This is a genomic window from Neomegalonema perideroedes DSM 15528, from assembly GCF_000374145.1.
Taxonomy (GTDB): Bacteria; Pseudomonadota; Alphaproteobacteria; order Rhodobacterales; family Rhodobacteraceae; genus Neomegalonema; species Neomegalonema perideroedes.
In genome coordinates this window covers 1,482,286-1,508,903 of record NZ_KB893653.1, presented here as the reverse complement: position 1 = coordinate 1,508,903, position 26,618 = coordinate 1,482,286, and the positions used below count along the sequence as shown (strand labels likewise).

Here is a 26,618-nt window from a genome sequence, read left to right as displayed (position 1 = left end):
GGCGTCTCCACAACAGATCTGACTGCGATGCGCGCCGTGGCGATGCATGCGCCCGGCGAGACCCCAAGCAGGCTATGCGACTTTTCCCATGAAGAAACGTCCCGAATGATCGGGCGCAGCTGAAAAGCGGCGCCAAGGCCGCGCTCCTCCCTGCGGAAAGGCGCGGTCCTGACGTCATCATATCCGGCGCCTCCCATCAGAAGGATGCGCATTCAGCGCGCTTCTTCCTGTCGAGTTGGAATAAAGTTTGCACCTAAAATCCACACAACCCATTGAAAAATAATAACCAGAAAATGAGGGCAAAGGTAAAGATCGTACATAACAGCGGATTGCCATCTGCAAAGCGCTACAAGCGTTGCAATAAAGTTTGTACGTGGAGAAGCGGTCGCAGGTCATTCGTTGAAATATGAATGCGTAGACCTGTGCGCCTTCACCGCCAGAGCGCAGTGAAGCGCCCCCCGTTTTGACCGGACATCTGGCGTAAGCATGAAAGGCTCAAGGATATCCTTGAGGACAGGCTTATGTCTGACGATTATGAACAGGTCGAAGTGATCACGGGAACCGCGCGTCGGCGGTCTTGGTCGACGGCGGCGAAGCTGCGGATCATCGAGGAGAGTTTCGAGGCGGGGGAGACAGTTTCCTCTGTCGCGCGTCGCAACGGCGTGGCCGCCAATCTCCTCGACCGCTGGCGTCGCTTGTCGAGCGAGGGAGGGATGACGGCTGCGGCGTCTTGAGGATCGGGGCGACCCCATGCGCCTCGCGGTGATCGTCAATGAACGTGATCATCGTTTGAGTGGGCGGACCTACGCCGCCTGGGCCAAATAAGCGCTCGCCTTGCGCAGAATCTCATTGGCCTGCCGGAGCTCGTGCTTCTCCCGCTCAAGAGCCTTGATCTTTTCGGCCGCGTCCGTCGGCAAGCCAGCCCTCTCGCTAGCATCGACCATCTGCCCTCTTTACCCAATCCAGCAGCCTGTGCGCCGAGCAGCAGATCTTTTGCCGATATCGACTGGTGGGCAGTTCAGCGTGAAGAAGCATCAGCTTCCTGAGCGAATATCAGCCGCACCGCGCGCTCGCGCGCCTGAGGGCCTCTATCAACGTCTCTGAGGTTCGGTTTTCCGCGCGTGTCGTCGCTCGGCCGTGGGTGAGGCTGCCTCTGTGGTTGATTTTCTGATTTTCCCGGCGGTTTTGCCGGTGATTTTGGGCTTTACTCCGGGCCAGCTGCCTTGTTTCAGGCGGCCTTCTTTCTTCGGAGGATGGCGAGCCTGTTGATGTTGTGGAGGATGTTGGCGAGGCCGATCTTCATTCTGGCCCGCTCGATCCCGATGGTTCTGACGAGCAGACCGCAAAGGTCCTTCTGAAAGGCGAAGACATGCTCGACTGGCGCGCGATGCTTTGAGCGGGTGACCTGGCCTTTGCGCATATGCGCGGGGAACGGCTTGCCGGGCGCCCTGCGCCTGTGGATATGACTGACGAGGCCGCGCTTTTGGAGGAAGGCCTCGTTCTTGCGGCTGCGATAAGTGCTGTCGGCCCAGACGCCCGAGGCGGTGTTGCTGCGGTCGATCAGGCCACGCCTGAGCATCCGGCCGTCATGATCGACGGCGCTGGTCGCCGCCCATTTGCGGATGAAGCGCGAGCCCCGGTCGATGCTGAGATGGGATTTATATCCGAAGAAGGGAATGGCGATGTCAGGACCGCGCGTCCCGTCGGGCTGCTTGCGCCCCCGACCGAAAATCAGCGTCCAGCGGGCGCAGACATCCTTCTGGCTGGCTCTGGCTGGCTTGTCTCCCCAGATCCGCTTGGCGCTCTCGTCCGCCTTGACCCGCCGCTTCTCCTCTTCGCTGTTTCTCTGCTTGGGCGCGGCCACGAGCGAGGCGTCCACGATTCGCCCCGACATGGCGATGAAGCCCGCCTCGCGCAGAGCCTGATCGAAGCGCGAGAAGAGCGCCTCCACGGCCTTCGCCTCGGTCAGGCGTTCGCGGAAGGCCCAGATCGTCTTGGCGTCCTAGACGTTGCCCTCAAGACCCAGGCCCAGAAACTGCATGAAGGACAGACGGTCGTTGATCAGCCCCCGAAGGGACGCGAAGCGAAACTCCATTCGATCGTCCGAGAGGCTGTGCTGCGTCTGGACGATCAGAATTTTGAACATCATCACGGGGTCGTAGGGCGGCCAGCCCCCTGCGCCCCGGAGCGATGACCCAAGGCCCGCTCCAGATCCGTCCGGAAGATTTCGAAATCCACGGCCCCCGCAGCGCCTTCAAGCCGGTCGCCCAAGGCGCTCAGGCGCGTCAGCCGCTCGTCGACGTCGAAAAACCCCCGCTGCGACGACATTCGCCCCCCCTCAAGCCTCCAGATCCAAGGAGAAGGGAATCACAAGATCAAAGACGTTGATAGAGGCCCTCAGCTTGCCCTTTTTACCGTGAACGCCCGAAAGCCGTTCAAAAGTCGCTAGGCCTTAGATATACGAGCAAACGAGGCATCAAGGCTGCAGCGTGATCCTCGACGGGGTGCATAGCTATATTGCGGGGCAAGATGCTTTTTCTACATTTGTCGGACATTCACTTTAGATCTAAGGAAGTCAGTAGAGACGACGATCCGAACGGCGCTCTTCGTGACGATATTATCGACGACGTAAAGAAAATGCGGGCAAAGATTGGTCGCCCAGCTGACGCGGTTCTGATTTCCGGCGACATTGCTTTTGCAGGAGCGCAGGACGAATACCAGTTCGCCACAGACTGGTTGAGGGATTTGCTCTGCCCCGCGGCGGGCTGTGGGATGGAGGACGTTTTTGTCATTCCGGGCAATCACGACGTGGATCGTGGCAAGGCCTCGGCACGCATGCATAAAGACGCCCGCGAGACCCTTCGGCAGCTCGATGTAGACGCAGCCGACAGCAGACTTCGCGAGTATCTAAGCGAGCCCGAGTCATCACAGCTGATCTTCGCGCCGCTTGACAACTATAACGCCTTCGCGGCGCAGTTCGAATGCGCGATTGGGCCATATGATGATAAGCATCCCGAGATCAAGCCGTATGTTAGGCGGTCTTGGACGTTGAATGACGGATCGACCCTGAAATTCTGGGGCTTCAGCTCGGTGCTAGTTTCTGACCAGTTCGACGACGTCAACAAAATGTTCGTCGATCCGATGGGCGCACAGATCCAGCGCGAGGATGGTGTAATCCACGCCGTCATGTGCCATCATCCGTATAATTGGCTGCGTAACGGCGGCGCTTTCAAAGATCGACTTGAAGCAATCACCAATCTCCAGTTGTTCGGACATGAACATACTCGGCGTATCGAAGAAGGCAGATGGTTCACGACGATCAGGGCAGGCGCGATTCAACCCGAAAGAGACGGCCCCAATTGGGATCCGGGATACAATTGGATCGAGCTCTCGGTTGAGGCTAAGCCGGATGAGGAACGGCAGCTCAATGTCGGCATCTGGGTTCGCAAGTGGGAAGGACAGCGGTTCATTGCAGTGCCAGATCTGGTCGACAACGAACAGTGGTCTGTTCCGCATCAGCTGCCGAAATGGACAAAGCCTGCTGACGCGCCTGTCGCAACAGCAGGGGCGATCGCCGATAAAAGAGCGCCCGCCATGACTGACGACGACTCGACCGCAGCCGTAAAACCAGACGAACCGTTGCACTCGACGACCGTCATTCGAAACTTGCTCGAGTTGTCGGAACACGATCAGCGTCGAATCATCGGCAAGCTTGGACTGGACCAAGATGGCGACCAAGGACTGAAACGGTGGCAGTTCGTGCTCGCCGCCGTCAGTCGGGCGAAGGAGAAAGGGCTTCTGAACGTCCTGAACGACGAAGTCATCAAGCTCATCGCAAAGAAGGAATAGAGTATCATGGCCGACGATGACGCGTTTGATTTCGCGGATGCCTTTAGAGATTTTCAGCCTACGGCTGAACGGTCACTGGTTGAGGCCCGGGTCGCCGCCTTGGCCAAGCTATCGACCGAAGCACGCAACTCCGTCGAGAAGATCGTCGGGCTTACACATATCGCCTACGGCATTCCGCTCTCGGAAGGCGAAGAAACGGGCGAGTGGCTGCAGGCGACCATTCGTGAGAAGGAAGCGGGTTTCTCGCTGAGCCGGGACCGCGAAGACGCCAGGATCATGAGTGCGATAGTCCTCGAGAGCACCCTCCAAGCAGGAAATCGTGACCACGTCGCGACGTTGCTCTTGGCGGCAACATTTGCTGATCAGCGCCGCGCGCCGGGCACCGGCAAGCTCGAGCTTGCTGCTAGAGACATCTTCTCGGATTCGGCACGGAACCGGGGTCTGAAGTTCAGCACTCGGATCTCGAAAAGCCAGTGGCGCGACACATCAAAAGCTATCGCCGGTTTCGCAGCAACTTTTGACGCCACAACCGTCAAGACCGCGTTAGACGCGGTCGTCGCCGAAGCCAAGGCAGCTGAAGAGCGGGCTATCGAAAAGTTCAATGTGACGCTCAACCAATTGACGGTCGAGAATGTCCGGCTTGCCGAAGAAGTTGATCTGCTCTGGTGGCACTTGGGTGGCTGGAGCTACATCTTGAAACGCCCGCTGGATTCTATCGAAGCCGCATCGTTGCCTTTCGTGATCGGAAGCGATGTAGCGCAGATGGTCAACGACCTTCCTGGACCGCACGGTGCCTTGGGTATTATCAGAAGAGCGCTCGGCACCAGTGCGGATGAGCGGCAGACCATAGCGGCTACTTTGAGGGCCGTGGAGCCGGGTGACCGGTTTAAGCTGCTGGACGGCGCTCGAGATAAGGACGTAATCGCCTCGCTCCACTACGGACTCGGCCTGCTTGATGACGAAGCGACTGCCACTTCGTTCACGAAAACCTTCCATAAACGCACTGCGCTTACGCCCGATACCAAGCTGACGAGGTTCGAGATCGCCGCCCAAGCCTATTTCGAGCGCTTGTTCATCAAAGGACGGTGGCTCTGATGTCGGAAACCGCGCCGGCTTGCCGTAATCCCGACTGTGAGGTCGCTACGACCGGTAAGTGTGCACTCAGTCACGAGTTGCTGGACAGCTGCGAAGAGTATGGCGCGGCGGAAGCGGATCTCGACTTTGGCGATGACGATGAGCCCGAGGATCACGTTGAAACGGCGGCGCTGACGCGTCTGCGCTCCAGCGATCTGCTACGACCGGAGCAAATCTGGCCTTTGCAGAAGGTGGTTCCAATCAGGACGGTCGCCCTAGTGGGGGATTTTCGGGCTGGGAAGACGACCTTGATCTCTGCACTTTACGCCTCGTTCCTTAAGGGTCCGCTCGCGGGATACAGGTTTCGCTCAAGCCGCACACTGACGGCTTTTGCGCGACGGCACCATGACGCACTTCTTCTTTCGAAACGAAAATCGCCGGTGACGTTGCGCACAAGCCGTCAGGATGGGCTTGGGTTCTTCCATCTGTGCTTGCGCAACGAAGCAGGTGGTGACCACAATTTGTTGATCGGAGATCGATCCGGTGAAACTTACGCAGACGCGCGTTCGGACACATCACTTATCGGCGAATTGATCGAGCTCAGAGCTGCTGACCGTATCTGCTTTCTGTTGGATAGCGCCCGAATGGCCGATGCCGAACAGCGTCATAGCTATAAGCGGGCTTTCAAGCAGCAGATCCACGCATTTCTCGACAACGGCGCGCTGTCTCCCAGCACAGCCCTTGAGATAGTGACGACCAAGCTAGACAAGCTGACGCCGCAGATGGAAGGTCGCGCTCTGATCGAAGAACTAGACGCTTTTGAGGCCGCGACGCTTGCGGAGTTTTCTGAGGTGTCGCTGACGGCAAGGCGGGTGTGCGCGCTACCGCGAGCCAATTACGAGGTCGGCGTGGTCGGCTTGGATGATATGTTGAGAAGCTGGCTTGCGCCGCGCGAGAGAGAATATCCACGTCTGATCGCCGCACGGGCACCGGTCCGTCACCTAGATCGGGTATTCGAAAACTGGAACGAGGCTTAATCGATGTCGGATCAAGAGATCATGGTCCTGGGCTTCCAAGCGTCCGGCAAGACCACATTCGCGGCCGCCCTCTGGCATCTGGTTGGTTCCCGCGAGATCAACGATACAGCGCTTGTAATGGGCAGGCACAACGGCGACTTCCGGTATCTTGATGAGATATCTGCGGCTTGGGCTGGGGGGTGGGTCGTCGGCAGAACACTGTCAGAGGAATGGAGGCCGATCGCGATTAATCTCCGGCGAGTTGTTCCAGAGACGGACATCAGGCTGTCGTTCGTCGACATCGCGGGCGAAACGGTTGAACGGATCTTTGTGACCCGCGAAGTTGACGAACGTGTCGAGCCGCTGATCCGTGATGCGTCTGGGCTCTTGCTGTTCGTCAGTGCGCTCCGCCCAAAAGACGATGACAGTATTGTCGACTTATACCGTGAGTTTCCCGACGAGGCCCCGCCCGAGCCTGCTGATGAGCCGACCGAGGTCGGAAGCACCGCTTCGGCAGCCGGTCTGGGCGAGGCCATGCCGTTCAAGATCGAAGCAACGCCACAACAGGTTCAGCTGGTCGATCTACTCGACTCCCTCGCTGACGAGCCGCTGGAAATGCGCCCCAAGCGTATTGCGGTGATTATATCAGCTTGGGACCGAGCGCACGGAGCGCTGACTCCCGAGTCTTGGCTGGAAGATCACATGCCACTACTTTTTCAGTATCTGGTGACGCATTCAGACGAGTTCGAAACCAGAATCTACGGAGTATCGGCACAGGGAGGCCATGTTCCGCCAAAGGACAATCCTACAGAACCGAGCGATCGGGATGAATTACTGAGGCAACCTGAGGCGAGTAGGCGTATCAGGGTGGTCGGTCATGGCGCAGGAGGCCATGATCTCACTCATCCGATCGCTTGGTTGAGCGGCGTAGAAAGCTGATGTCTCTGCCGGAAAATCTCGAAGTAGAACAAGCGCTTTACGGTTATTCGGAGGGCCATCGGCAGCTGGCGTCGTCGATCAACCTGCCTTCGAAAGACGTCTACGAGCTTTCAATGCGATCCGATCTGACACCTGGCGCTAATCTGTCAGAGACTAAGAGCTATATCAGCGGGTTCCAACTGCCTGAGACTCGCCTCTATGCCTTGATAAAGACATGGCCCGCGCCGGAGATGCCTCGACCGGGCTGTGTCTGGAGCCATGTGCTTCTGCTATCGCGTTCGTTCCTGAGCAAGCAGGTGAATCTTGGAGTCCTTGAGGGTCTTTTCCGTCGCCCCGCAGGGCCTGTTGATGTCGACACCTACAATCTGACGCTCAAGGTGAGACGCATGGCCAAGTCACCTGCGTCTTCCCGCGAATACGCCACGAAAATCATTTCATCCTACTACCGCAACGAGCCAGTTGTGCTCAACGACACGCCGAATGAGGCTTTCGAACGTGCGGTGTTTGATGTGTGGTCGCAGCAATGGCCGCGCCTGCGCTCGGAATTTTCGTTTCGGACGGTCCAGTCCTCGGAGTCGGTGAGGGACAAGGGCCTGACGCTCAAGGTGTCACTGAACGCGCGCGAAGGTGCCGGAGCGGGCAGGCCGGAACAGGCGTGGGTCGAGGCTGCGGTCAAGGACGCCACCTCACAGACCATCACATCGCTACGGCGCTTTCTATGGCGGTACGGCAAAGACGTTGCAGCTCCGCGTCGGTCGTTTCCGCATCTCGTCGAGATCCATGAGGCTTCGTCGCAGGCGCGCTCCGGCATAGCTTTTGCTGTCGCCGAACAGGTTCTGGCTCAGTTTCCCAAGGCCTCTGACGCTTTGACCCTCAAGCGTGATCTTCTTGGAGTATCGCTGCCTGCTCTGGCGATTATGCCTAGGGCGCGGCCGTCGGATATGTTCAGGCTTCTGGCGAAGTGGCATGCGATTGACGAAGGCGTTGTTGAAGCTGACCAACTGAGTCGTGTCGTCGCCAGCTTCGACAAGCACGATCTAATCGCGATGGCCCAAGGTTTAAACGAGATAGAACAGCCCTTCTCTCGGGAGGTCGAGATTGCCATGGATGCGCTGGTGGCTATGCTCGACGTCGACGTGGTCGAAGCCACAAATCTGTGCCAGCCGATCAAGCTGAAGGTTCTGAAGCGTCGACCCGATCTGCTTGAGACCTTCGACGTCAAGCTTCTCACGCCACCCGAGGTCCTTGATCTGATCAGCGTTGCTTCATCCTCGAAAGCGATTTCTAATCTGTTGCGCCGAATTCTATCGTTGCCGCCGAGCCAGAAGGCAAGCGCCACGGTCGCAGAGCACGCAGAACTTGCTTTCGGCCAGGCGATCAATCTGTCGATCAGCGGCGATCTCGCCGAGGGTTGGGAGGGTATGTTCGAGCAGTTTGTCGGCGACATCCTACCGCATGGCATCGCAACGCTCGCAGGTGGCTCTGATCGTGCGGCTCTCGGCTTGTCACTGCTCGATTTTCCGATTCATGGCTCTCCGTCGGCGGCAGTATGGGACAAAGGTCTGGGCGATGCGGCCAATGACGATCGGTCTCAGGACCGATCAACTGTTGATGCTTATCTCTTAGGGTTGTGCCTGAGGGATGGGGTCGCACAGACAATCCCGATTCTAGCCAAGACACTTCCGCGGCTTAGATACATGGCGGTCCATAATATGCTATCGTCTGGCGCGCGCGCGTTGCTCGAGAGGCACCTGCCGTCAATCGGCGAAAGATGGGACCTCAACAAGCGGATGCTCAAGGTCTTGCGGAAAGCCAACCGTGACGCCATTGACGTCAGTTCCGTCGTCTCACAGTTGTCACTAACCGATGAAGAACTCAGTTATGTTTTCGGGGATGACGACGAAAAGAATCATTTTTTTCCCCTGCCGCGCCTTTTCTGGCCATGGTAATCTGAGGTAGCCTCCGGAATCCGGACATGCTGTTAAGCTATAGATATGAGCATGGAAGGACTTTGAGATGTCTTTGAAACGGAAACGTCATCAGGTGAGGGCCTCTATTAACCCCCAAAATCCGCCTCACCCACCCGCTCAAGTCATTGATTTTCATGGAGCGTAATTCAGAGTGTGAGGGGTTAATAGAGGCCTTCAGGTTGATTTCAAGGCGAAGGTCGCGCTCGAAGCGCTTCGCGGGGAGACATAGAGAGAATGAGATTGTAAGAGCAAGAAGAGAGTCGCGATCAAGATCAAAGATTTGAATAATCTATAAAATCACCCAATTCCTTCAGGGCGGCTTCACTGGGTGCTATGCGTCAATGATCTTCATGCTTCCCAGTCATCGCCTATAGGCGCGGCGCAAATGATCGCGCTCCATCACCAGTTCGCCGATTTTCGCATGGAGCTTCTCGATCTCGCCGCTGCGCTCTGAGGGGGACTCGGATCTTCCTGCAAAGGCGTCCGTCAGCCCTTCAAACGCCTGACGCTTCCAATAGGCGATCAGGGTGCGATGCACGCCGTGGCGATTGGCCAATTCGGCCAAGGTCGCATCCTCGCGCAACGCCTCAAGCGCCACCTTGACCTTGAAGTCCGTGCTGTATGTCTTGCGTTTCGGCGTCATGGGCGTTCTTCCCCTTCTCGCCTTGAGTTTAACCGAAGGAGCGCGGCTTGGGGAGATGGCTCTCCCCGCAGGGGTTTGGCGTCCTGCCCCGCGAAGCGGATTGATCCGTCGGAGGTCTTCTCTTCAGCCTTTCAGCCCGAGCCTCTCGATCAGCAGATGCGCCCAGTTGGTCTGATAGGCCGCCGCATCTGGCGGGTTCTCGCTCCTCAGCAGGCGCTTGATCCGGTCAAGCCGGAAACTTTCTACGTCCATAGCCTCCAGGTCCGGCGGCCAGCGCCCCTGCTTGTCCATGCGCCCCAGAATGGATGCGACGGCGCGCTCGACCTCCTCCAAGTCAGAGGCTTTCCGGAAATGCAACGCCAGAGCGGCGAGCGAGACATCGTCGGAATGATCCACGTCGAGCAGGACGACCGGCGGTTTCTGCGATGAGAGGAAAAGCGCGATCAGGCAGGCCCGCCGATAGCGCCCTGTCCATGTGATGCGCTTCCTCTCCGGCAGCACGCAGAGGGCGGAGGAGATCGCCACAGAGGGCAGCAGCGCCTGCATGCGCCGGAGCGTCTCCGTCAGCGCCCTGAGGCCGCCCGTATGATCCTTCTCCGCAGGCTCCAGAATGCGGAAGGAGAGCGGCGGCAGCTTGGCCAGAGCCGCAATTTCGGCCACGCTCGCCGGAATGATGCGGCGCTGGGGTTCCGGCGGCGGCGTAGGCTCGGGGGCCTCCTTCCCGGAGGCAGGGTCCTCCGTCGGCGTCTTTGAAGATTGGGCGACCTCCTGCAGGATATAACGGCGGTCGATCGCGCCCCGGTCGCCGATGAAATCGCTCCCTGTTCGCGGGTCGTCGACGACGTCGGGACGGCTGCCGACGCGGCTGGGTTGAGAGTCGATCTCATGCTCTTTCTCGATTCTCGCCCTCTGACGCGCCTGCGCCGCCTTTCGTTCCCGGGGGTCTTCCTGCGAAGGGACGGCGATGCGCTTTTTCAGGGTGGGATGCGTGAACTCCAGCCGCCTGAACGGATCGACCTTCCCGGGGATCTCCAGAATCTCAAGGACCAGAGCCGCCCCGTCGCCGAAGAGGCCGCGAAACTGCAGGCTGCAATCCCTGATCTCGGGCGGGTCGAGCAGAATCCCCTCGCGGGCGCTGGAGAGCCGCGCCACGCTGTTCCAGGCGCGCGCTCCGGTGGGATGGACGGCCAGCCAGGCGTAGTCGCGCACGAAAGCCCGGGTCAGAACGCCGGGGGCCATGGCGGCGGTGAACTCCAGAGTCAGATCGTCATGGAAGCTGGGCGCAACCGGCAGGCAGAGTTCAGCCAGGGCCCCTCTTCGCAGGATGGCGTTCGCAAGGAGTTTGTCGTGCAGAAACAGACGGCGGACCATCTCCAGAGGCGGAACGTAGAGATCCAGTTGCGGCGTGGCGTAGAGGAGCAGCGGCTGGTCGGAGTTCCGGCGCTTCCCATCGGAGAAGACCGAAGGCGGCACCTCGGCGAGAGAAACCTGCGCAGGTCGCCGCAAAGAGGCGATCTCCACGCTTCTGACAGCGCTGAAATCAGAGACTGCAGCGGGCTTGCCCTGATGGAACACCCGTCCAGGCGCGAGAAGCGGCGCATGCCCGAAGGCGAGGCTCACGTTATGAGCGGCTTTCGAGGCGTGTCCCTGGAGGGCGGCCTCGATCCACCAATCGCCCCGCTCGTCCTGACGAAGGCCGCGCAGCCAGCGCAGCGTCACGGATTCGCCCAGATCGGCGAAGGCCTTGATTCGCAAGCTCATGGCGTCCTTTCCTTCGTGAGGGCTGCACTCAGAGCGGATGGCCGCGGATCCCCCTTCCGCAGCCCCGCCAGACGCTGGATGCGCCAGTCGGCCGGCTCCAGATCCTGAGCGCGCAGAACCGCGCGCGCCCAATGGATCCGGCGCAGCCTGAAACTTTCCACAGATTCGCAGTGTTCCTCCAGCGCCGTTTCGCAGAGAGGGAGTTTCTTCAGGCGCGGCCCGAACCAGGCTCGCCTTTGAAGCTGTCGCTCGATCTCGCCCCGGGTGACGCGCCGGGGCGGGCTGAGGGTTCGTATGGCGGCGACCGCAGCCCTGATCTCTGCGGCCAGCTCTACGTCGAGCGCGGACCAATCCTTGCGTGGCCCGCCGCCCTGACGCCGGAGGGCGGGCGGAGAATTCGCCTCCAGCCATTCCGGATCATGGCGCCTGAGCCAGACCCAGAGCGCCGGGCGTTCGCGGCGCAGGGCCATTCGGGAGAGGCCGGGGCGCTGAATCTCCAGCCAGAGCCGCCGGACCTCTTCTCTTTTGGCCTCGTCGCCGGAGGCCTCAGGCTCGGGAGGCGGCTTCAAAACCCATGGGCCTTCCAGCCGCAGATGGTTCGCATGTTTCAGAACCGTCTGCGGATCGACGCCGAGCAAGCGCGCCGCCTCCCTCAGGCTCCGCGCCTTCAGGGCGGCGCGGCGCAGGCGCTCCTCGAAGGCGACGTCCTCGGCGAGAAAGCGTCGTGTCCGCGGCCGTCTCCGCGGGGGCGGCGCTGCGCGATCCTCCAGAACCAGATCGAGCAGCAGGTGCTGGAGCGGGCTGAAGGCGTGGCGATGTTTGCGCCCCATGGCGATCAGCCAATCTATGGAGCGGGCCTCCGGAAAGAGGTTTTGGAGCCTCCCCAGCCGAATTTCGGCGGCGTCGGTCAGGGCCTTGACGCGCAAACGACCGGAGGGAGAAGCGAAGCCCGCTGCGACGAAGCGGGCGCGGCAGCGCCTCGTCAGCTCCGCGAAGCTGGCGAAGGCGGGGCTGACGTCCAGCAAGGCCGCGCTGCGGCGGGCCAAGGCCAGAAGCATTTCCATGAGCCTGCGGTCCCGCGCCCAATCCGGCGCGGACGTCTCCTGAGCGGGGCAGGTCTGCGCCGTGGCGGCGAGGAAGCCATGCTGGTCGACGGGCGGCAGGATCGCCGGGCGCAGCGGCAGGCCATGGGCGGGGCAGAGGAGAGCGCCGGGCAGTTGATGCGCCCGCCGCCAATAGGGCTCGCCATAGGCGGCGAGCGCCTCCTCATGGCAGGCCGCGCACCAGCGCAGGCGATGGGCCGGAGCGCGCAGCCCCGCCGCGATCCCGAGACGGGCGTGCAGCCCTGCGGCCTCCCCGCCGAGCATGGAGCGAAGCGCAAGGCGTCGCGTTCCGGCGGGCTGGAAGGCCGCGTGATAGCCGAAGAGCGTCGCCTGAGCCAGATCCTCCGCCGTCGCGCCGAGCGAAGGGGGCAGTCTCCGCGCCAGAGCGCTCAAACGGCATTGCAGATCGACCGAGGCCCGGACGGAGCGGTCGCCGAAAAGATCGTCGAGAGTCTGTTTGGAGCTTCGGGAGCAGATATGGAGATGATAGCGGGCGATGCGGCTAAAGAGGAGTTCGTCGGGGAGAGACGCAGGGAAATAGCTGAGCATCTCTCCCTCCTCTCTTCACGCCGCGTCGTCGGCGGGCGGTTTGATCCAGCCCGCCTCGCGAAATGCGGCATAGGCGTCGGTCGTCTCCAGCGTCAGCAGGCGGCGGAGGTCCTGCGGATCTTCTTGCGGCGCGGGCGATGGAGCGGCGGTCTTCGGGGCCGCCGCCTTGCGTTTGCGCCGGGCGGGCTTGGCGACCGGGCCGCGCCCCTTCAGACGCTCCGCGATTTCACGGACGAGATCAAGAGGCCCGGCGGCTTCAGGCAGATCGGCGCGGACCTCCGCCAGCAGGAGGGCGGCGATGTCGGGGCCGAGTCCCATCTCCGCCAGCATGACGATCAGTTTATCATCTGTCATGGATGAGGTGGGAGCGGGCGTGGGCGCAGGCGGCGTCATGCGGCCGCCCAGCCGGACGACGGCGTCGCTCAGGGTCTGGCGCACGAAATCCTCAAAGGGCCTCAGGTCATCATATTGCTGCAGCGCGCGTTGATCGCCCCGCCTCAGGGCGTCGATCATCGGCGCGATCAGGCTTAATTCGGTTTGCGCGACGCGACGAATAAGACCTGCGTCGATGATCTCCTCACGACCATCCAAAGCGCTGAGCTGGATGGCGCGCATTTGAGCGAGCATATAGATTTTGACCACCACGTCGACGACGCCCTGACTCTCATCGGCCAGAGCCGCGCGGATCTCCGCATCCAGCGGGGCGGCCTCCCGCGTCCACTGGAAGTCCCACATGCGTTGAACGAAGTTGTCCCAGTCTCCGTCCTGAGTGTTCGGCTCCCAAATAGCGCTGCCCAGACCGCTGGCGCGGCGCGCCTGACGGAAGGCCCCTTGCAGCAGGGGCAAAGCTGCAGGCGTGCCGATGATCATCACCGGAAGCCCGATCTTGTTGATCAGGGTGACGAGGAAATTGAGCAGATCCTCACGCCCCGCGCCGGGGGCTTGCGTGAGATGCTGGATCTCGTCGATCACCAGAATCCCGAGCGCATGGCGGTCGGCGATCTGCGCCATATGGATCACCATCTCGTCGAGCGCTATGCGTCCTGAGCCGTGCCGGGCCTGAAACCGGGTCCCGAGGAGACGGTCCATCTCATTGAAAAAGCTGATGCAAAGTTGTTTCGGTGATCCCTTATGTGGGCATTCCAGCTTCAGCCAGACCACCTGCGTCAAGGCCATGGGCTCGTCATGCGCCACGGTCTGCGGATAAAGGCGCAGGATGCGGTCGACGCTGCGCGTTTTGCCGATCCCCGAGGCCCCGATGAGCGCGAATCCCGAGGCGGTGGTCTCGACCGGATGGGGCGGCGGCGCGTCCAGATCCCTCTGCATGATGCGCTCATGATTATTGCGCAGGCGATGAATATAATCCGTCGTCATGGGATTGCGGCCGAGATAGCCTTGGCAGATCAGCAGGCCGATCCTCTGCTCCAGTGTGAGATGACGGATCAGCGGATCGAAATATTGGCCAAGGCGCTGGATGCAATGCGCTCGCAGATGGGCGGGATAGAGACGTTCCTCTGCGTTGAAGCTCGGGAGGTCGGTCAGCGCGGCGAGGGCCGCCTCGACCGACAGCGGCGGCGGTAGGCGGGCGACGAAGGGATTCGCGGCGTATTCGGGCAGCAGCGGCTCATCCGTCATCATCCCCGCCTTTCTCCTTCTCTCTCTCGAGGTGCTTGCGGGCTTGCATGATGTCCGGGAAATCATAATTCCCCTTCGCGGGTTTGGGCTCGCCCTTGAAGGGCAAGACCTGCGCAGGCTCTCCCTGCTCCAGATGAGGGCGGAACGCCTCCTGAGCGCGATTGGCGGCCCGCTCTTCGGCGCGATTGCCGCGGATGTCGCGCAGGCGTTCGGCTTTGGAGCGCGGATCCTCCGGGCGGGCGCTTGCGGCGAGGGCGGCGATCCTCTCAATCTCCTCGTTGAGGTTGATCCGCCCCTGACGTCGACGCGGAGTCAGGGCGGCCCTCTGGCGTCTGTCCTCCTTACGCAACTGGTCGATCTCCCAGAGGCTCATGCCCCGCATTCCGGCGCTGCGCTCCGTCAAAGAACAGGGAAGGAAAGGCTCACCACGGCCTTTGGGGTCGCGCAGCCAGATCCGGTCCATGAGGCGCGGCTCGTAGCTGATCGGGATTTTCCAGCTGCGGGTCTGGCGCGCCTTCTCGAACCAATGCTCCCTGATGGCGCGGTCGCAGCTGTAATAACAGCCGTAGAATCGGATCCCCTGCGCCGTGACCGTCGCCTCATCCGACGGCAGAAGCGTCAGTTTGAGCAAATCCTCCGGGAAAGCTCTCTGCAAACCCGTACGCCGCTGGACGCCCCATTCCCAAAGCTCGATGGGGATGGGATTCACGCCTTCGGCGATCATCGCCGGGTCGCGGGGATAGGAATCGATCGGGTGTTCGTTGTTCTCGTGCAGAACGCAGTGAATGAGCACGGCGGTGAACTGCTCCAGATCCAGCGTGGCGTCCAGCCGGTAATCCCTGGCGCCCCGCTCCTGGAAATCGGGCTCGACGAAGCCGGGGACATAAGGTTTGAAAGCCGAATGCAGGAGGCCGAAGCGACGTTCGACGATTCCTTTCCAATCAGCCCGATAAGGCGCCGCATTCTCAAGGCGCAGCCCGAAGCGCTGGACGAGGGTCTCGGCGGCCGAACCCAGCATCTCTCCGCGATCCGCCAGCAGCGCGGTGGGAAGACTGCGGCAGGGCCAGTCGGCTTCAGAGATCTCCACGCCGAAGCTCCGACACCATTCGGCTTTCGGAGAGGCGGCGTTGGCCAGAGCCGTCATGGCTCCGACCCAGCTTGGCCCCTCCAATCCGACATAGAGCCCGGCGATCATCCGGCTGAAGACGTCGATGACGACATAGACCACCGGCCTGCCGATGATCTTCGTCCGGTCGAAGCGCGAGACGAGATAGACGTCGGCGATAGTGGCGTCGATCTGATAACGCGAGCCGGGACCAAGCGTTTCGGCGGTCGAGGTTCCCAGGATAGCGCGGTTGTCCTTGTCATAGACGCGCGGCGTGCGGCGTTTACGGGCGAGGGCGAAAAGATCGTTATCCTGCTCCAGCCAATAGCGGAATTGCCAGAGGCTGGGATGCGCTTCCCGCAGGACAAGCTCCTGACGCCCTGTCTCTTCGTCAAGACGAAGATCGGAGAAATGGTCCTTCAGGCATTGGTGATAGCAGGCCGCGACGTCGATCTTTCTGTTTTTGGCGAAATAGGTCGTGACTACGGCCCGAAAGGCTGCACGGACCTCTTCATCGACGTTCATGCCGACCGGCCCGATGTGGGCAGGCTTGCCCCGTTTGCGCGTTCCTTCAGGCTTCGGCTTTCCAGGCGCGCCGGAGCGGGCGTAATCGGGCGTCAGGGCGGAGATGGTCATGCCTCTACGCCACCAGCGGCGGAGCAGACGATAGAGCCTCTGCCGCGTGATTCCTGTCTCCACGACCCGCTTTTGAACCAGCGCCGCCCGGCTCCTCGGGTTGAAGATCTCCGGCTGCGCCAGAGTAAGGGGACGGATCGCCTCCCAGGCTTCATCGCAGCGCAGACGTTGGGTTTCGCTCAAAGCTTCACCTGTCAGGGACCAGGGATCTTGAGAGAGTGCGAGCAATCCCTCGGCGAGCAGATCCTCGACCTCGCTGCGGATGCGCAGGATCGGCGCGGCCCGGTCGTCGTCGATGTCGATGAACCAGCCGCCTCGCCCCTCCGGGAGCTTCCAGAGCAGGCGTTCGCGATGCTCGTCTTCAGAGAAGCGGACAACCTGGCCAATGAGCAAATCCGTCATCATTGAACCCTCCGTGCGGCGGATGCGGGTTCGCGCCAAAAAGCTGACATCACAGTCGTTTCTGTGATTGGCTGCTCCATGTCCGTCCTCCAGACCTTGATCGCCAGAAGATGCTTGACGAGCAGGAGGGCCTCCCCTGGCTTCATACTCAGGAGATTGTCGATCCTCCGGGAAAACTCCTGAAGATTCAGGTCAGGGTGCTGCGCCAGAGCCCCATCGACGAGCGTCGCTCTTTCCTGATAAAGGCCGGGATAGGACTGTTCAAGATCCTCCAGCGAGGCGCAGCCTTGAAGAAATTTGAGGTTGCTCAGCAGGATCGGCGGGAGATCCCGTTCCGTGACGATTCCCCAATCCACGCCGCGCGAGGTCCAATATCTCCGCTCGATCTCCAGTTTCTCGACCGTGCGGGGATCGTTCAGGGCTTCGGAGGGTTTGACCGTTCGGGCGAGCGTGACGATCCGATCGCCGCGTTGCAGGTCCAGCAGAAAATCTGTCGTCTGGACAAGCTCCGTCCGGCTCCTGACGTCGACCGGGTGGCGGATTCCGATCTCTTGAGAGATGCGCCGCGTCACCTCGACATCAAGAGGGAATTGCTCCCGGATGTCCTGCATGTCGTCGCGGAAATCATAGATGAGGAAGGCGCCAAGTTCGATGTCGGACAGGAGGTGATGAATCCTGCCCGTGACGACGCCAAGGAGGCGATGCGACCTTCCCTGTGAGGGAACGTCGCGAATGGTCAGCCAAGGCTTATATTTGTCGCCGTGGCCAAGGCCGCGCCCCTCCTTGCGGAAGCGCGCGATCCTGACTTCATCAAACCCACTGCGAGATCTCATAGCATCCTGCCCGGCGATTCGACCGCAGGAATTCTACCATGGATGGATCTTTAGGTACGAACTTTATTACTCAGGTACGGACTCTATTCCTCAGGTACAAACTTTATTCCAACTCGACACAAGAAAAAACGCCGCCGCCTCCCGTCACTCCACCGTGACGGATTTCGCCAGATTCCGCGGCTGATCCACGTCGGCGCCCTTGGCCAGAGCCGCATGATAGGCCAGAAGCTGCGCCGGAACCGCGTAAAGGATCGGCGCAAGACGCGGATGCACCTTCGGCAAAGTCAGACTCGCCCAGACGCCTTCTCCCGCCTCCGCGACGCCCTCGGCGTCCGAAATCAGCAGAACCTTGCCGCCCCGCGCCATCACCTCCTGCATGTTCGAGACGGTCTTCTCGAACAAAGCGTCGCGCGGCGCCATCACCACCACCGGCACATGAGGATCCACCAGAGCGATCGGGCCATGCTTCAGCTCGCCCGCCGCATAGCCCTCGGCGTGGATGTAAGAGATCTCCTTGAGCTTCAGAGCCCCCTCCATCGCCAGAGGATGCATCGCGCCCCGCCCCAGATAAAGCGCGTCGCGCGCCTCGGCGATCTCGCGGGCGATCTTCGCGATCTGCGGCTCCAGCGCCAGAGTCTCCGAGATCAGGCGCGGAAGTTCGTTCAAACCCGCGACGAACTCCGCTTCGGCCTCCGGCGAAAGCTTGCCGCGCGCCCGCCCCGCCTGAGCCGCCAGGACCGCCAGAACCGTCAATTGGCAGACGAAGGCCTTGGTCGAGGCCACGCCGATCTCGGGGCCGGCCAAGGTCGGCAGCACGAGGTCGCTCTCGCGGGCGATGGAGCTTTCCGGCACGTTCACCACGCCGAGGATCTTCTGATCCTGAGATTTGGCGTAGCGCAAAGCCGCCAGAGTGTCGGCGGTCTCGCCCGATTGCGAGACGAAAAGCGCCATCCCGCCCTCAGGCAGCGGCGGCTCGCGGTAACGGAACTCCGAAGCCACCTCGACATGAGCGGGCAAGCCCGCCATCTGATTGAACCAATAGCTCGCGGTCTGGGCGGCGTAGGCGGCGGTGCCGCAAGCCACCATCTGAATCGAGCTGGCGGCGGCGAAATCCACCGCCGGATCCAGAGCGGCGAGGCTCCGGCGGTCCGCCGAGAGATAGCGCCCCAGCACATAGCCCAGAACGCCCGGCTGCTCATGGATCTCCTTGGCCATGAAATGGCGATATTCGCCCTTGTCGGCCAGAACCGACTCCACGGCCACCGTGCGGACGGCGCGCTCGGCGGGACGGCCCTCGCGGTCGAAGATCTCGGCGCCCTGACGGCGCAGGATCGCCCAGTCGCCTTCTTCAAGATAAGCGATGCGGTTGGTCATCGGCGCGAGCGCCAGAGCGTCGGAGCCGACGTACATCGCCCCCTCGCCGTAGCCCAGAGCCAGAGGCGAGCCGCGCCGGGCCGCGATCATCAGATCCTCATGGCCCTCAAAGAGGAAACACAGCGCGAAGGCGCCCTGAATCCGGCCGAGCGTGGCGGCGGCCGCGTCGGCGGGCGAGAGGCCCCGCGCCATATAGCTGTCGCAGAGATGGGCCGCGACTTCGGTGTCCGTCTCGGATTCGAAGACGCGCCCCTCGGCCTGAAGCTCGGCGCGGAGTTCGCGGAAATTCTCGATGATGCCGTTATGGACCACCATGACCCGTCCCGCCTGATGCGGATGGGCGTTGGCTTCGGTGGGGGCGCCATGGGTGGCCCAGCGCGTATGGCCCACCGCCAGAGCCCCATGCAGCGGATAGCTCTCCAGCAGGCTCGCCAGAGCCGAAAGCTTGCCCGGAGCGCGGCGGCGCGTCAGGCGCCCTTCCTCCAGCGTGGCCAGACCCGCCGAGTCGTAGCCGCGATACTCCAGCCGTCTGAGCGCCTCAAGCGCGGTCGCGGCCGCATCCTCCCGCCCGATCACTCCGACAATCCCGCACATAGCACGCTCCTTGACCGCATAAGCCGCGTCTCAACCGCAGCGACGAACATCATGCGCGCTTCGGCGCCCTTCAAGCTTCCCGGCGCGGGCGTCTCGCGCGTCGCGCCGGATAAGCGGAACGGGACAAGCATAAAAGGCGCCGATTGACGCAAAGCTTACGTTTCGACGCCCCGCAGGCTCCCGTCTTAAGATTTCGCGGCCTTCGCCGCCCTGAGCCGCGCCCGCAGACGCGCCGCGGCCCCCGGCAGAATCTTCTGCTCGGAGCGCGTGACGGAAAGCGCCTCGGCGGGCACGTCCTTCGAAGCCGCGGAGCCCGCCGCCACCAAAGCCCCCGCCCCCACCGAAATCGGCGCGATCAGCACGGCGTTGCTGCCGATGAAGGCGCCTTCGCCGATCTCGGTGCGATGTTTGAAGACGCCGTCGTAATTGGCGGTGATGGCCCCGGCGCCGATATTGGCTTTGGCGCCCACCGTCGCGTCGCCGAGATAGGCGAGGTGATTGGCCTTGGCGCCCGGACCGAGGGTCGCGTTCTTCAGCTCGACGAAATTCCCGACATGGGCGCCTTCGCCGATTTTCGCGCCCGGCCTCAGCCGCGCATAGGGGCCGACCACGGCGCCCGAAGCGACCTCCGCGCCCTCCAGATGGGAGAAGGCCCGGATCCGCGCTCCGCTTTTCACATGGACGCCCGGCCCGAAGACCACATGAGGCTCGATCTCCACATCCGGCTCTATGCGCGCGTCATAGCTGAGGAAAACCGTCTCCGGCGCGGTCATCGTGACGCCCGAGTCGAGAATCTCGCGGCGGCGGCGCTGCTGGAACAAAGCCTCGGCCTCCGCCAGCTCGGCGCGGCTGTTGACGCCCAGAACCTCCTCGGCCTCGGCGCGCACGGCGACGCAGGGCAGGCCCTCGGCGCGGGCCATGGCCACCAGATCGGTGAGATAATATTCGCCTTTGACGTTGGAGGGAGTCAGGCGCTCCAGCCAGCCGAAGATCTTCTCCGCCGGGAGGATCATCACCCCCGAGTTGCAAAGCCGGATGGCCGCCTCCTCCGGCGTGGCGTCCTTGGCCTCGACGATGGCCTCAAGGCCGCCGTCCGGGCCGAGCTTGAGCCGCCCGTAGCCGCCCGGCGCCTCCGGCTCGAAGCCGAGCACCCCCACCGCCGCCCCCGCGCGCCGCGCCGCGATCAGCCGCCGCAGAGTCCCGGCTGAGACGAAGGGGGAGTCGCCGTAGAGCACGAGGACGTCGCCCGTCGCGCCCTCCAGAAGCCCGCGCGCCGAAAGCACCGCATGGCCCGTGCCTAACTGCGCCTCCTGACGCGCCACGGCGGCCCCCGGCCAGAGCCGCGCCGCCTCCGCCGCGACGGAATCGCCGTCATGGCCGACCACCACCGCCACGCGCTGAGGATTCAGAGGCCGCGCCCCCGCCAGAGCATGCCCGAGCAGAGACAGCCCGCCCACCTCATGCAGCACCTTGGCGCGCGCGGAGGCCATGCGCGTGCCCTTGCCGGCCGCGAGAAACACGAGATTCAGCGCGTCTTCGACGCGCGCAGCGGAATTTTCGGTCATGAATCAGGAACCCAGAGCCGCCGGGCGGCGAAAACGCAGGATGACGAAAAGCAGGACCGGGCCTCCGGACGGGATCGGTCGCGCGAAGGGCGCGCCTCGATAGGGGACAGAGCCGGAGATAACCCGCCTGCGTCTCAGAATTGTGACGCCTTCGGCGCCGCGCCGCAATCCTGTTCAGGGGTATCGCTCCGCCCCTCCCCGCCCCCTCCCCCGCCGCGCCCGCAGAGGCTTCGGCTTTTGACATCCGCGCCGAATTCCCGTCTCTATGGCGCGCAGGCGTTCGGCGGGCGTTCGAGGGGCTCCGCCGGGAGATGCGCCGCGGTTTTGGGGAGAAGACGCAGATATGTTCGAAACATCCGAAGCTTCCGTTCTGCGCGGCGCGGGCTGGGCCGGCGTCCTGCGGCGCAACGCCGCGATCCGCCCGCGGCTTCCGGCTCTGCTGGGCGCCGGAGGCGCCGTCAGCCATGCGGATTTCCTCCGGAAGGCGCTCGGCGCGGCGGCGACTCTGCGCGCGATGGGGATTTCGCGCGGGGCGCGAATCGCCGTGATCTCGGAGAACCGCCCGGAGCTGCATCTTCTGCTCGGCGCCTGCGCGCTCGGCGGCTGGGCGCTCGCGCCGGTCAACTGGCGGCTCAGCCCCGAGGAGACCACGGAGATTCTGCGCGGCTGCGCGCCGGAAGTCCTCCTCCACGGCGCCCCCCTGCCGGAGGGAATCCGCCCTGCGAGCCTCAAAGCCGTCCATCCGCTCGACGGCCCCGACGCCTTCCCCTTCGAGAAGATCGCGCCGGACTCCGCCGCCGCCCTCGCGCTGGAGCCCTCGGGGCCGGATGACCCGCTCTGTCTGATCCACACCGCCGCCGTCGAGGGCCAGCCGCGCGGCGCGACGCTCTCCGGGGCGAACCTCATCGCGGGCGGCGCGCAACTGGCCCATGCGGCGGGACTCGGCGAATCCGACGTCTTTCTCGGCGCCTTGCCGAATTTCCACATCGTCGGCGTGGGATTCGCGGCGGCGGTCCAGCTCGCCGGAGGCGCGACGCTGGTTCAGCCCCGCTTCGAGGCCAAAGCCGCCGCGACGGGAATCGCCGAACATAAGGTCACTTTGGCGGGCTCCTTCCCGCCGATCCTCGAACAGATCCTCGACGCCGCCGACGAGATCGGCGCCGATCTCTCCAGCCTGCGGGCGGTGGTCGGGCTGGAGGGGCCGCCGATGATCGAGCGGCTGCACCGGACTTGGCCCGGCGCGAAATTCCTGCTCGGCTTCGGCCAGACGGAGACCTCGGGCTATGTGACCTATGGCCGGGGCGATCTCTTCGCGGGCACGGCGGGGGTTCCGGGAATTCTCACGGAGCTGGCCCTCGCCGACGAGGCGGGCGCGCCCCTCGCCGCGACCACGCCGGAGACCATCGGCGAGATTCTGGTGCGCGGCCCTCTGGTGATGCTCGGCTATTGGGGGCTGGAGGAGGTCAATCGCGAGACCTTCCGCCATGGCTGGCATCATACGGGGGATCTCGGGCGGATCGACGCTCAGGGACGCCTCGTCTATGCGGGCCGCGCGCCGACGAAGCTGCTCATCAAGACCGGCGGCGAAAACGTCTATCCCGCCGAGGTGGAGAAAGCCCTCCTCGCCCATCCCGATCTCGCAGAGGCGCTGGTCCTCGGCGTGCCCGACGCCCGATGGGGCGAGGCCGTGGCGGCGCTCTGCGCGCGCAAGCCCGGCGCGGAGGTCTCGGCGGCGGATCTCTCGGCCTTCGTGGCGGGACGCATCGCCCGCTTCAAACAGCCGCGCCATGTCGTCTTCGTCGAGGCCCTGCCCCGCGGCGCCGACGGCAAGCCCGACCGCGCGGCGGCGCTGAAGCTCGTCGAGCAGGCGCTCTGAAGCATGGATCCAGCCGTTTTCGAGGCCAAAGTCCATTGGGCGCGCGAGCTGCCGCCCGAAGAGCGCGAGCGGGCGCGGCGCGGCGTGACGCTCCGGCGCTTCGCGCCGGGCGCCGCCGTCATCCATCGCGGCGATAAGATCGACGCATGGATCGGGGTGATGGACGGGCTGCTCAAACTCGGCTCGGTGACCGACGCGGGCAAGGCGGTGACTTACGCCGGCTTGCCCTCCAGCGTCTGGTTCGGAGAGGGCTCGCTGCTCAAGGACGAGCCGCGCCAATATGACGTCGTCGCGCTGCGCGAGACCGAAACCGCATGGCTTCATCGCAGCGCCTTCGTCTGGCTTTATGAAAACAGCGTGGCCTTCAACCGGCTGCTCGTGCGGCTGCTCAACGAGCGGCTCGGGCAGTTCATCGCCTCCATCGAACATGACCGCATGCTGGACGGAACCGGCAAAGTGGCGCGCAGCCTCGCCTGGCTGTTCAATCCGGTCATCAGCCCCTTCGTCGGCGACCGGCTGGAGATCAATCAGGAGGAGATCGCGGCTTTGGCGGGCGTGTCCCGCCCGACGGCGAATCGCGCCTTGCGCGATCTGGAGGCTCAAGGCGTGCTGCGGGCGGAGCGCGGCGGCCTGCGGGTGCTGGACTGGACCCGGCTGCGCCATTACGGCGCCTGAAATCCGCCTCGGCCCCGCCATGACCGCCGACGAAGACGGCGGGGTCTCCCGACGGCGCTCGCCGGACCATCTTATCTGAAGCCCACGGCGCGAGTCTGTCAAGCGCGGGCTTGTCAAAACCCCATAAGCTTGAGAACTTGAGCCCAAGGCCGGGCGCGACTTCGGCCAGACAAGAAAATCTTAGGGAAGGAACAGGCGGCCTTGGCGCAAGCAAGCGACCACGCGCATGCGGACACGTTTCCGAAACTTCTGGGGGAACATGCGCGGCTGCGGCCGACGCGTCCGGCGATGCGGCATAAGGATCTGGGCATCTGGCGCACATGGAGTTGGGCCGAGGCGGAGGCCGAAGTGCGGGCCTACGCCGCGGGCCTGAGCGCCCTCGGACTGAAGCGGGGCGATCATATCGCGGTGGTCGGGGCCAATCGGCCTTGGCTCTATTGGACGATCCTCGCGGCGCAATGGCTCGGCGCGATTCCGGTGCCGGTCTATGCGGATTCCGTGGCCGAAGAAATGGCCTATGTGCTGGATCACGCCGAGGCCTCCTTCGCGGTGGCGCAGGATCAGGAGCAGGTGGACAAGCTCTTCTCCATTCAGGAGAAGGCGCCCCGCCTGCAAACCATCCTCTATGACGAGCCGCGAGGCCTGCGCGATTACGACCACAGCCGCCTGCACGCCGTCGCGGAGACGGTCGCTCAAGGCCGCGCGCGTCTGAAGGATCCCGATTTCGCCCGCTGGATCGAGGCGGAGCGTCAGGCCGGAGGGCCGGACGACATTTCGATCATGCTTTACACCTCGGGCACCACGGGGCGCTCCAAGGGCGTGATGCTCACCGCCGGAGGCTGCATCGCCGCCGCCCGCGACACGGTGGCTTTCGACAAGCTCACCGATCAGGACGAGCTGCTCGCCTATCTGCCGCTGGCTTGGGTGGGCGATCATTATATGAACTATGCTCAGGCGCTGGTGGCGGGGTTTTGCGTCGCCTGCCCCGAAAGCGCCGAGACGGTCGAGATCGATCTGCGCGAGATCGGCCCCACTTATTATTTCGCGCCGCCGCGCGTCTTTGAGAATCTGCTCACCCGCATCCTCATCCGCATGGAGGACGCGAGCAAGCTCAAGCGCCGGATGTTCCATCATTATCTTGAGGTCGCCAAGCGCTGGGGCGAGAAGATCCTCAACGGCGAGCAAGTCCCCTTCGGGGCGCGGCTCTCCTATGGGCTGGGGAATATCTTCGTCTATGGGCCGCTGAAGAACGTGCTGGGCTTCTCGCGCATCCGCGTGGCCTACACTGCGGGCGAGGCCATCGGCCCTGAACTCTTCTCCTTCTATCGCGCGCTCGGGATGAACCTGAAGCAGCTTTACGGCCAGACCGAGGCCTTTCTTTTCGTCACCGCCCATAAGGACGGCCATGTCGCGGCCAAGACCGTCGGCCCGCCTCTGCCGAACGTCGAGATCAAGCTCTCCGACACGGGCGAGGTGCTGTATAAGTCGCCGGGGCAATTCGTCGGCTATTTCAAAGAGCCCGAAAAGACCGTCGAGACCATGACCGAAGACGGCTTCGTGCGCACCGGAGACGCCGGATTCTTCGACGCCCAAGGCGAACTCAACATCATTGACCGCGCCAAGGACGTCGGAAAACTCCGCTCGGGCGAACTCTTCGCGCCGAAATACATCGAGAACCGCCTGAAGTTCTTCTCGCATATCAAGGAGGCGGTGGCCTTCGGACAGGATCGCGACTACGCGACCGCCATGATCAACATCGACATGTCGGCGGTGGGCGATTGGGCCGAGCGTCGGGGGCTCTCCTACGCCTCCTATCAGGAATTGGCCGCCCGACCTGAAGTCTATGAGCTGATCGCGGGCCATGTGGCCGAGGCCAATCGCGGCCTCGCCGAAGAGCCCCGCATGGCGGCGGCTCAGGTCAGGCGCTTCCTCATCCTGCATAAGGAGCTGGACGCCGACGACGGCGAGATGACCCGCACCCAAAAGGTGCGCCGCAACTTCATCGCCGAGCGCTACGCCCCGATCATCACGGCCTTTTACGACGGTTCGCCTCTGGTGGACGTCGCCACGGAGGTCACCTTCGAGGACGGCCGCAAAGGCGTGATCTCCGGGCGTCTGCGCATCGACGAGGCCAAAACCCACGCCCCAACCCCAGAAGGCGCCGCAGGCGCTCGAAAGGAGGCGGCATGACCGCGCCGCTCACGCTTTACGGCGATCCCTCCGCGCGCTCGAACCTCGCCAAGGGCGAGATTCTGCTGAAGGTCTCCGACGTCTCCTTGTCCTTCGGCGGGGTGAAGGCGATCACCAACGTCTCCTTCGACATCCGCAAAGGCGAGATCCGCGCCATCATCGGCCCGAACGGCGCCGGCAAGACCTCGATGCTCAACGTGGTCAACGGCTTTTATCATCCGCAACAGGGCCAGATCTCCTATCGCGGCGAGGCCCGCGCTCGGATGAAGCCCTATCAGGCGGCCAGCCAAGGCATCGCCCGCACCTTTCAGAACGTCGCTTTGTTCAAAGGCATGAGCGCCCTCGACAACATCATGGTGGGGCGCACGCTGAAGATGAAGCGCGGGCTGTTCTGGCAGATGCTCCGCCAAGGCCCCGCCATGGAGGAGGAGGTGGCGCATCGGCGCGTGGTCGAGGACATCATCGACTTCCTCCAGATCGAGGCCATCCGCAAGACTCCGGTAGGCAAGCTGCCTTACGGGCTTCAGAAGCGCGTCGAGCTGGGCCGGGCTCTGGCCATGGAGCCGGAATTGCTCCTGCTGGACGAGCCCATGGCGGGCATGAACCTCGAAGAAAAAGAAGACATGTGCCGCTATATCCTTGATCTCAACAACCAATTCGGCGTGACCATCGCCTTGATCGAACATGACATCGGCGTCGTGATGGATCTCTCTGATCGGGTGGTGGTGCTGGAATACGGCCATAAGATCGCCGACGGCGTCCCGGACGAGGTCAAAGCCGATCCCAAGGTCATCGACGCCTATCTCGGCGTGGCGCATTAGGGGGCGGG

Annotated in this window: 17 protein-coding genes, 2 pseudogenes and 1 other annotated feature; of the genes and pseudogenes, 10 read left to right on the top strand and 9 right to left on the bottom strand. The window is 63.0% G+C overall.

Annotated elements, in window-relative coordinates; genetic code table 11:
- Positions 1–521: 521 nt before the first annotated feature.
- Positions 522–728, top strand: a pseudogene (locus B161_RS17160) (transposase); the annotation flags it as partial.
- Between the two features lie 10 nt (positions 729–738).
- Positions 739–828, bottom strand: a sequence feature (AL1L pseudoknot).
- 400 nt (positions 829–1,228) lie between these two features.
- Here B161_RS17160 and B161_RS17150 read toward each other — a convergent pair.
- Positions 1,229–2,328 (bottom strand): annotated as a pseudogene (locus tag B161_RS17150) (IS5 family transposase).
- 201 nt (positions 2,329–2,529) lie between these two features.
- Between B161_RS17150 and B161_RS0106985 the strand changes: the two are divergent.
- The 5 genes from B161_RS0106985 to B161_RS0106965 are packed head-to-tail and all read left to right on the top strand — an operon-like array spanning position 2,530 to position 8,827.
- A complete protein-coding gene (locus B161_RS0106985; RefSeq protein WP_083922916.1) occupies positions 2,530–3,849 on the top strand; it encodes a metallophosphoesterase in 1,320 nt (439 codons plus the stop codon).
- Positions 3,850–3,855: 6 nt separating this feature from the next.
- Positions 3,856–4,944 carry a GTPase-associated system all-helical protein GASH gene (locus B161_RS0106980; RefSeq protein WP_018632654.1) on the top strand — a complete coding sequence of 363 codons (1,089 nt, stop codon included), beginning with the start codon at positions 3,856–3,858 and terminating at the stop codon, positions 4,942–4,944.
- A complete protein-coding gene (locus B161_RS0106975) occupies positions 4,944–5,960 on the top strand; it encodes a TRAFAC clade GTPase domain-containing protein (RefSeq protein WP_018632653.1) in 1,017 nt (338 codons plus the stop codon). The genes B161_RS0106980 and B161_RS0106975 overlap by 1 nt, the downstream gene beginning before the upstream one ends.
- Before the next feature lie 3 nt (positions 5,961–5,963).
- Complete coding sequence (locus B161_RS0106970; RefSeq protein ID WP_018632652.1) at positions 5,964–6,878, top strand: TRAFAC clade GTPase domain-containing protein; 915 nt, start codon at positions 5,964–5,966, stop codon at positions 6,876–6,878.
- Positions 6,878–8,827, top strand: a complete 1,950-nt coding sequence (locus B161_RS0106965; RefSeq protein WP_018632651.1) for a GAP1-N1 domain-containing protein — start codon at positions 6,878–6,880, stop codon at positions 8,825–8,827. Before B161_RS0106970 ends, B161_RS0106965 begins: the two co-directional genes overlap by 1 nt.
- Positions 8,828–9,209: 382 nt before the next feature.
- Here B161_RS0106965 and B161_RS0106955 read toward each other — a convergent pair whose 3' ends face one another.
- The 8 genes from B161_RS0106955 to glmU form a co-directional block, all read right to left on the bottom strand.
- The gene (locus B161_RS0106955; protein WP_018632649.1) at positions 9,210–9,491 is read right to left on the bottom strand and encodes an IS3 family transposase; all 282 of its coding nucleotides are present in this window, start codon (positions 9,489–9,491) and stop codon (positions 9,210–9,212) included.
- Between the two features lie 123 nt (positions 9,492–9,614).
- The gene (locus tag B161_RS17140) at positions 9,615–11,252 is read right to left on the bottom strand and encodes a hypothetical protein (RefSeq protein WP_018632648.1); all 1,638 of its coding nucleotides are present in this window, start codon (positions 11,250–11,252) and stop codon (positions 9,615–9,617) included.
- Positions 11,249–12,904 carry a TnsD family Tn7-like transposition protein gene (locus B161_RS0106945; protein ID WP_018632647.1) on the bottom strand — a complete coding sequence of 552 codons (1,656 nt, stop codon included), beginning with the start codon at positions 12,902–12,904 and terminating at the stop codon, positions 11,249–11,251. Before B161_RS0106945 ends, B161_RS17140 begins: the two co-directional genes overlap by 4 nt.
- Before the next feature lie 15 nt (positions 12,905–12,919).
- On the bottom strand, positions 12,920–14,542 hold the full coding sequence (locus B161_RS0106940; RefSeq protein ID WP_018632646.1) for an ATP-binding protein: 1,623 nt from the start codon (positions 14,540–14,542) through the stop codon (positions 12,920–12,922).
- A complete protein-coding gene (locus tag B161_RS0106935; protein ID WP_018632645.1) occupies positions 14,529–16,685 on the bottom strand; it encodes a Mu transposase C-terminal domain-containing protein in 2,157 nt (718 codons plus the stop codon). The genes B161_RS0106940 and B161_RS0106935 overlap by 14 nt, the downstream gene beginning before the upstream one ends.
- The gene (locus tag B161_RS0106930; RefSeq protein WP_018632644.1) at positions 16,682–17,515 is read right to left on the bottom strand and encodes a heteromeric transposase endonuclease subunit TnsA; all 834 of its coding nucleotides are present in this window, start codon (positions 17,513–17,515) and stop codon (positions 16,682–16,684) included. The genes B161_RS0106935 and B161_RS0106930 overlap by 4 nt, the downstream gene beginning before the upstream one ends.
- Positions 17,516–17,659: 144 nt before the next feature.
- A complete protein-coding gene (gene glmS / locus B161_RS0106925; RefSeq protein ID WP_018632643.1) occupies positions 17,660–19,483 on the bottom strand; it encodes a glutamine--fructose-6-phosphate transaminase (isomerizing) in 1,824 nt (607 codons plus the stop codon).
- Between the two features lie 185 nt (positions 19,484–19,668).
- Entirely contained in the window at positions 19,669–21,048 is a 1,380-nt protein-coding gene (gene glmU / locus B161_RS0106915; RefSeq protein ID WP_018632641.1) for a bifunctional UDP-N-acetylglucosamine diphosphorylase/glucosamine-1-phosphate N-acetyltransferase GlmU, read from the bottom strand.
- A gap of 343 nt (positions 21,049–21,391) precedes the next feature.
- Between glmU and B161_RS0106910 the strand changes: the two genes are divergently transcribed.
- The 4 genes from B161_RS0106910 (at position 21,392) to B161_RS0106895 (ending at position 26,610) form a co-directional block, all read left to right on the top strand.
- Entirely contained in the window at positions 21,392–22,924 is a 1,533-nt protein-coding gene (locus tag B161_RS0106910; RefSeq protein ID WP_018632640.1) for an AMP-binding protein, read from the top strand.
- A 3-nt stretch (positions 22,925–22,927) separates the two neighbouring features.
- On the top strand, positions 22,928–23,599 hold the full coding sequence (locus B161_RS0106905) for a Crp/Fnr family transcriptional regulator (protein ID WP_018632639.1): 672 nt from the start codon (positions 22,928–22,930) through the stop codon (positions 23,597–23,599).
- Between the two features lie 201 nt (positions 23,600–23,800).
- Positions 23,801–25,789: an AMP-binding protein gene (locus tag B161_RS17135; RefSeq protein ID WP_040788945.1), complete on the top strand. Its 1,989-nt coding sequence runs from the start codon at positions 23,801–23,803 to the stop codon at positions 25,787–25,789.
- Positions 25,786–26,610 (top strand): ABC transporter ATP-binding protein, encoded by an 825-nt coding sequence (locus tag B161_RS0106895; protein WP_018632637.1) that lies wholly within the window; start codon positions 25,786–25,788, stop codon positions 26,608–26,610. Before B161_RS17135 ends, B161_RS0106895 begins: the two co-directional genes overlap by 4 nt.
- Positions 26,611–26,618: the final 8 nt, after the last annotated feature.